This is a genomic window from Pseudocitrobacter sp. 73, from assembly GCF_008369545.1.
GTDB lineage: Bacteria > Pseudomonadota > Gammaproteobacteria > Enterobacterales > Enterobacteriaceae > Pseudocitrobacter > Pseudocitrobacter vendiensis.
On the sequence record NZ_VTZO01000058.1, the window covers coordinates 1 to 7,207 of the forward strand.

The 7,207-nt window shown below is 47.8% G+C and carries 9 protein-coding genes; 6 read left to right on the forward strand and 3 right to left on the reverse strand.

The annotated features are described in order from the left end of the window. Positions 1-159 precede the first annotated feature (159 nt). The 3 genes from F0Q32_RS25380 to F0Q32_RS26265 all read right to left on the reverse strand — a co-directional run bounded on the left by F0Q32_RS25380 (position 160) and on the right by F0Q32_RS26265 (position 1,599). Positions 160-1,116, reverse strand: coding sequence for a hypothetical protein (locus F0Q32_RS25380; RefSeq protein WP_149465139.1), 957 nt, complete (start codon positions 1,114-1,116; stop codon positions 160-162). Positions 1,117-1,188: 72 nt separating this feature from the next. Next, a complete protein-coding gene (locus F0Q32_RS25385) occupies positions 1,189-1,392 on the reverse strand; it encodes a hypothetical protein (protein ID WP_146938882.1) in 204 nt (67 codons plus the stop codon). A 30-nt stretch (positions 1,393-1,422) separates the two neighbouring features. Further along, on the reverse strand, positions 1,423-1,599 hold the full coding sequence (locus F0Q32_RS26265; protein ID WP_162906128.1) for a hypothetical protein: 177 nt from the start codon (positions 1,597-1,599) through the stop codon (positions 1,423-1,425). Between the two features lie 134 nt (positions 1,600-1,733). On the opposite strand from F0Q32_RS26265, the gene F0Q32_RS25390 reads away from it, so the two are divergent. From F0Q32_RS25390 to F0Q32_RS25415, 6 genes are all read left to right on the forward strand, one after another. Next, positions 1,734-2,465, forward strand: a complete 732-nt coding sequence (locus F0Q32_RS25390; protein WP_255475784.1) for a hypothetical protein — start codon at positions 1,734-1,736, stop codon at positions 2,463-2,465. Further along, positions 2,462-2,749 carry a hypothetical protein gene (locus tag F0Q32_RS25395; protein ID WP_149465140.1) on the forward strand — a complete coding sequence of 96 codons (288 nt, stop codon included), beginning with the start codon at positions 2,462-2,464 and terminating at the stop codon, positions 2,747-2,749. The genes F0Q32_RS25390 and F0Q32_RS25395 overlap by 4 nt, the downstream gene beginning before the upstream one ends. A gap of 242 nt (positions 2,750-2,991) precedes the next feature. Beyond that, on the forward strand, positions 2,992-3,342 hold the full coding sequence (locus F0Q32_RS25400; RefSeq protein WP_149465141.1) for a Mor transcription activator family protein: 351 nt from the start codon (positions 2,992-2,994) through the stop codon (positions 3,340-3,342). Positions 3,343-3,390: 48 nt separating this feature from the next. Then, on the forward strand, positions 3,391-4,005 hold the full coding sequence (locus F0Q32_RS25405; RefSeq protein WP_149465142.1) for a hypothetical protein: 615 nt from the start codon (positions 3,391-3,393) through the stop codon (positions 4,003-4,005). Position 4,006: 1 nt separating this feature from the next. After that, positions 4,007-4,600, forward strand: a complete 594-nt coding sequence (locus tag F0Q32_RS25410; protein WP_149465143.1) for a hypothetical protein — start codon at positions 4,007-4,009, stop codon at positions 4,598-4,600. 32 nt (positions 4,601-4,632) lie between these two features. Then, positions 4,633-7,119 carry a phage tail tape measure protein gene (locus F0Q32_RS25415; RefSeq protein WP_149465144.1) on the forward strand — a complete coding sequence of 829 codons (2,487 nt, stop codon included), beginning with the start codon at positions 4,633-4,635 and terminating at the stop codon, positions 7,117-7,119. The last annotated feature ends 88 nt before the right edge of the window (positions 7,120-7,207 follow it).

The following is a 7,207-nucleotide window of genomic DNA, read 5'->3' on the forward strand; positions in this document are numbered from 1 at the left end:
TGATTAGACATGAGATAAATACAGGGTTATCCGCTAGATAATTGTGGGACTATAGGGGAAGACTGTGGATTTTATGGGAAGGGTTTTGTAAAAATGTTTCAGTATTTGAAACTCGCCCGAACCAAAAAAAATTACCGGGCGAGTCTCAAATAATCAGAATCAGTGATTAGCTGTTTGGGATGATTCTGGTTTGATTACTACCTCTTCGGCATCAAGCCAATCTGGTCGAGGGTCGTACTCACGATAGGCAGGTAAATTTAAATCATCGCGTATTGTCATTATCCTCGCCTGTATGTCGTCAAGGATACCAGCCATGTATCCAGCATGTACAGTGCCAGTCGTTTCAGTGTCATTTGAAAGGACGCTAAACCCATTGGCAATGCTCATTAAAGCCGAAAAGGCACCAGCCTGCAAACCAGCAATTTCTTGCTTGATATGTGCTATTTTTTCTTCCGGTGCTTCTCGTTGAACTCGAACACGAAGCTTATCTTCAAGCTCATTTTTTTCATCAATTAAACGGTGAACCTTTTCCTTTTGCTCAGCGAGAGATTGACGATTAATTTCAAGGTCGGTGTGTAGGTTGGTCTTCTCTTTTTCATGCTTAGAAATCAACTCTTCTGCCAGCTCGACAAATGCAGCTTTATCACCTTCTTTTGCCACCTCAATAAGGGTACTTTTCTGATCGTCTGGTAGTCGGCGGAACTGACGAAGTTCACGGTAGCCGATCCCCATGCGGGACATGGAATCCAGGGCTTCTTCACCGAAGGCGGTAAGGTTGGCAATATCCAAATCTGCTTTATCAACGGATATTCCGAGAACATTACAAAACTCATCCCATGTGCCCGAAAACTCCGAACCGTTCGGTGTCTTCTTACCCTTTAGATTGCGATATAGCTTGTTTTCTTTAACAAAAGCCAGTTTAGAAGTCCGAACCGTTCGGGAAAATTGCTCAAAGGCATCAGCCATCTGTGCTTGACCAAGAAGCTGGTTCAGCAGATCACGTTCATCAGTTATTTGGCTGGTAATGTTAGCCATGAGGTTCTGAGTGGCTTCCAGCGCAGGGTTCAGATCTGAATCAGTTACTAATTCTACTTGTTTTGACTTTGTTCTTGCCATCGCTATGCTCTCCGGTGAAATACTTCCGATTTTCTTTGCCTTAAATTACGGTTTTGTGATAAGCAGTAGACATCATTTCAAGATGCCTCTATTTATCAATTCCTTACGAAGTGTTCGTTTCATCCAACCAGCGATAGATTCATCACCATCTTGCTTCCTTGCCTCTTCAATAGCATCCCTCAGCTCACCATCCAGCCGTAATTGGAACGGTGCGCTAACCTTTTTTGCACTCTTTTGTGTTGAGACCGTGTTGCGACGGTATGTGACAAATATCATTTCAAAATCCTCCAGCTAAATGTACAGGGCTTAATTGGTTGTTTTTACCCCTCGTTTATCGAGTTCTCTCCGCAGCAACCGTTTTATCCATCCTGCTTTATTGTCATCACCATCCTCTTGCATGGCCTTAGCTAAGCGTTCTGAAAGGTCTGCGTCGAGCCGTAGCTGTACAACATGTCGTTCCCTTTGGTTTTCTTTGGTTGACATTGGTGTTCTCCGGTATATATTAATCAATGTGACTGCAAATGTACATCATTGCATAGCACCAAGTAAAGCAAAGCCCGGCTGTGCGGAAACACAAGCCGGGCCTCTGACCACCACCGTTAATAAGGGTAACGACAATGGCTAAAAACAAGTTTAACCATTCAGACACAACAAACCAAGCTGATACGATCAGTTCACTACTACCCAAGAGCGGCACTACTCAGGAAGAAATTATGGATCTGATTCGTGTCGGGATTCAGCTGCATTTTATCAAGGATAATAGTCCCCATGGTGAGTTCATGAGCCGTCTCACTGAATTAGGGGTTGCACACCGTACCGCTATTGATGCCATGCGTATTGCCCTTAAATTCGGTCAAGACAATACGCCACGTGCAGCTATCGCAAAAACTGGTATCGGTAAAACAAAGTTAATCCTGCTTGCCCGTCTGGATGAAGCGGCATTGGATCTTCTTGCCAGTGGTGGGGCATATAATGACCACACTCTTGATGATATTCGTCGCATGAGCGCCAGAGAGTTACAGCGCGTAATTCAATCTGGCGAAGATATTATCTACGAAAGAACGCTGACGAATAAAACAGATGCCCCTTCCTTGTCTGTTGAGGATGAATCCGATAAAGAGGCAGAAATAAAACAATCAGGACAAATTGAAGGAAATAAAAAACAATATTGCCGCGAGTTACTTAAAGTGGCTTTGCGTTATTCCGGTATTATTGAACTTAGCGCAATAACAAAATTTATTGAGCATATGATTGCCTGTTCTCTGGCAGAGAAATATAGCCCCGGACTGAATGCAGCCAGTTATGAGGTTTATAATAAATTTGTCATAAACCGGAGGTCTGCAAAATGAGCGTTTCCCAAAACGACAATACCTACCGCGCTATGCCTATGCTTTCTCAGGGTAGCCATGATGATATCCTTTTTATAAAAAGTGGAACTGATTCGAAAGCCGTTTATGATGCAGCCACATTTCGCCTTGATGCAGTAAGAAAACTGCTGGATTATGCCTCGCAGTCGAGTACTGAAAAGGTTGGCGCAGGCTTTGAAATGTCTGCAATAGCGGATGCCGCCGGAATTCTGGTAACAGATGCAATGGCAATAATGGAAGAACTTAGGGAAAAAAGACCGCTGTAATAATCACCTTTGCATCAATGAGGCCCCTATACTGAGGGGCTTCTTCATATCTAAAGTACATTAAAAAACATACCCGCCCACACCCGATATTATTAACTGACTTTAACAAGGTGCTGTAACGCTTTCTAAGCCGTCAGGCTGGTTTGCTGCGGTCAAGGTTAGCCTTTACCGCCAGTCACACGCTGTAAAGCTTTATAAAGCCTTTTCTGAGTGAATTACTGATATTGCAACGGGTGATAATCATGACGAACAAAAGAAAAATGCGTCAGTCTGCCGAAGTGCTTAGTGATATGGCAACGCACATTGCCTGCCGTCTTAACATGTACGGCGTCGATAAGGGCCAGTCTGAATCTATTGCTGTAGACATCATGGCTTACCTGTCAGATGTGTATGGCGGGCTTAATATGTATTTCCCAAAAGGAACAAAAGACCTCAATGAAGAAAAGTATGATCTGGTTTTCGCAGACTTTAATGAAGGTATTCCCATCGCTGAAATAGCGAAAAAATACGGATATTCCCTGCAATGGATTTACAACATTATCGCCCAAAAACGCCGTGAATACAGAAACAGTCTGAAAGACAGTGCCGCCTGACACTGGGCGACACAACACTGTTTACACATCACAACTGAGTACATGTAAATGACAAATCTCAACGTAGGTAACTGGAAGACTATCGAGATATTCCGGGCGGGAACACATACCGCGATGGCGGGGCAGGAAATCAGCTTTTCCGATGAGGATATCGACAACATAGCTGCGGCCTATAACGGCTATCGCAGCGCGGGTTATGGTGCGCCGCTGTGTCTGGGGCATCCTGCCAGTAACAGCCCGGCCTATGGAGAAACCACCGGGCTAATAAGCAAGAACGGCAGGCTATTCGCGCTGGTAAAACCGGATGCAACTCTGCTGGGGCTGGTGCGTTCGGGGCATTACAAAAAAGTGTCAGCATCATTCTATAAGCCCGGCGAGGCCAGCAATCCGGCAGGAACCGGAGCCTGGTATCTTCGCCATATCGGTTTTCTCGGCTCACAGCCGCCAGCCGTAAAGGGACTGGAGCAGGTGGAGTTTATGGAAAGCTGTTACCCAGTCTTTTTTGGTCACAATGCATCACACGTTTATTTTTCAGAGTTCGACGGCATAGCCGATAGCCAGAGGGCAGCGCAACATCTTTTAATAAAGGATGTAAGCGAAGCCTGCAACGTCTCCTATTCCGAAGCTCTCACCCTTACCAAGCCATTTATCTGGAGTTATTAATATGAAATCTGTTATTTCCCTTGCCGAAGCACTGGATGCCGTAAAAGATAATCTCGCATCCATGAATGAACAGAAAGAAAAACTAGCTCGTCGAATCATTGAAATCGATGAGGAAATAAATACACTTCAAAATATGCCATTATCTCTTCATGATTACTGTTCTTTTATCCCTGAATATATTGAACGATTTGGACAGGAAGAATATCAGTCATTCAAGCGTGCTCTTTGCAACTGTTCAGGTAATGAAGGGAATGCTGAACGCTGGGGTAATCTGGAAAATGAGAACGGCGATATTTCCGGTCTGTTTCGCCTGGTGGGGCTGGGTGGCAACGTCTCCCCGGCTGATACCGGGATGGCAGTCATGCGCAAGCTCTGCTTTTTCTTCCCGGACGTGGTTGCATCCCGTCTGACAGAAACCCTTAAGAAAGACAAAAGCGTGCAGTGGGGAAATGACAAGCTCCCGTCTCTGGCAGACCGCCGTAAGATCGTAGCGGCACTGGTCAGTGAACGTAAGCAGGTGGACACTGAATTGAATGTCGTTATTGCCGGGATTTTAGGTATTACCGGGATTGATGGACTGTCGCTAAGCGAATGACGCCACCGAACCACTCATTACCGGAGTGAAGCATGAGCAATAACTTTTCTGTTGGCGTGATGATTGGCGGCATTGTCGGGAGCAGCTTCCGTTCCGCCATGAGCAATACCCGGCGTACTCTGGATTCTCTCGGCGACACGTCACGCCGACTGACGGAGCAGCAAAGCAGCCTGTCACGCGCCATGCAGCGTTACGGTCAGGTTGGTTCGGGCGTAGCCTCGCGCCTGAACAATGACCTGCAACGGGTCGGCAGAACGCTGGAACAGCTTAACCGCCAGCAGTCCCGCCTGTCGGCAGCGTCTGCCACTTCTGACGCCCTGAAATCTAACCGCATGGCGCTCTACGGTCAGGGTGTTGAGGCGTATGCACAAGCCAGGGCGGCTTACAGTCTTGTGTCCCCGGCTATAGAACAGTCGGCATCGTTTGAAGATAAAATGATTGATATGTCAATCACGGCGAAATATGACGATAAAACCCGTAAGACGCTGGGAGAGCAAATTAAAGGGTGGTCGCTCAAATACAACCAGTATCAGAATGATATGCAGGACGCCGTTGGTTCACTTATCAGCGATAACATTGACGGGCTTTCAGATATTGGCAATTACATGCCGAATATCGCCCGTGCAGCCACGGCAACCCGTACCGCAGGAACGGAATGGGCAAAGGTTGCGGCGGTGTGGCAAAACTCGCTGAAAGGCAGCGCAAAAGAATTTGGCGCGGTACAGAACATCATGGCCTACGCAGGTGACCAGGGGTCTTTTGAAATCCCTGACCAGGTGAAATGGATTCAGTCGCTTGCGCCGATGATGCAGGGTATTGCAGACGGTAAGGATGCAGTGGCGGAGATTGGGGCCAGTTTGCAGGTCGCTATGATTGGTTCAGGTTCACCGGATGAGACTGCAAACAATTTCAGGAACTTCCTCACCAAGATTTTTGCGCCTGATACGCAGAAGCGATTTGCCGATTTAGGTATCGACCTGATGGGGTCTCTTGCGAATTATAAAGCAGCCGGAGTTTCCCCCATTGAAGGTATGCTGGATGTAACCCAAAGATACCTTAATGCAACGAGTCCGAAAGCTCTGGCTGGTTTTAAATCCGCAATGCAAATTCAGGACAACAAGGCGCGGGACGAAGCATTACAAAGCCTGGCTAAAAACTTTGGGCTGGGTGAGATGTTTACCGATATGCAGGTAATGGCGTTCGTTCGCCCTATGCTTGCTAACATGGATAAATACCGGGCAATCCGTTCTGGCGCACTTAAAGCGGCTGATAATGACCTGCTGGCGGCATCCTATGCTGAAAGGCTCAAATCGCCGCTGGAAGCGACCAAAGCCCTGATGGTAAATACCCGTGATTTATCTATATCTCTGGGAAATCAACTTTCCCCCTCATTTGTATCAGCAACACGGCAATTAATCCCGATGATTCAGTCAACCAAGCACTGGATTGAACAAAACCCTACCCTTGTTCAGGGTGTGGCAAAGACTGTTGGCGCACTACTGGGGTTGAAACTCGCCACTGTCGGTCTGAAGCTCGGCCTGAATCTGCTTTTTTCACCTTTTGTTGGGATGTGGAAAAACGCTGTTCTGGTACACACTCATTGGGTGAAGCTGAAAGCCGCCCTTGGTGTTGGTGGCAGGTTGCGCTGGCTGGCTACCGGATTCAGTACCGTAGCGAAGGGAGCCGGGACGCTGGGTAAAGCGCTGGCAGGTGGGCTGTTCAGGGGCGTCATGGTCGTTGCAAAAGCATTTCTTTGGTTTGGCCGGGCGCTGATGATGAATCCCATAGGCATTGCTATAACCGTCATCGCCGGGGGCGCATACCTGATATACCGCAACTGGGGGGCAATAAGTCGATGGTTCTCACAGCGATGGGAGGAAGTCAAAACGGCCTTTAACGGCGGCGTTCTCGGCGTCAGTAAGCTAATCCTGAACTGGTCGCCGCTGGGGCTGTTCTACAAAGCGTTTGCGGGGGTAATGAAGTGGTTTAATATCGACCTTCCCAGCCAGTTTACGGAGTTTGGCGGTCATCTGATTGACGGACTGGTGAACGGTATCAAAAATAAGTGGGAGTCGCTTAAAAATACCGTCACCGATATGGGGGATAGTGTCGGTGGCTGGTTCAAGGAAAAGCTGGGGATTCACTCGCCAAGTCGGGTCTTTATGGGCTTCGGGTCGAATATCTCTCAGGGGGCCGCTATTGGCCTGCAACGAACCACCCCGCTCGCGGCGCTTGCCGGGCAGCGGCTGGCAGAGGAAATGATGCCGGAAGTGCCTCGTCTCCCTCCACCGGAGATTATGAGAGCAGGATATTCGGGACAAGGAACGGGAATTGCAGCCAGAGGCACCAGAGGGGGCGCGTCTAATGGCGGGATTAACGTAATTAACCATATCTACATTGATGGCAAGAACAAGGCACCTGCTCCTGATGTGGCTAATGCGCTGAAACTATCCATTCCTGAACTGGAAAGAGCACTGGAAGCTGTTCTTGCCCGTAAGCGTCGGGTTGCTTACGACTGATAATCTGTAATTCCTTTGCAGTATCTGAAAAGCCGCACCGTGTCGATTTATCTCACGGATTGCGGCTTATTTATCGCGCGGTGGATCA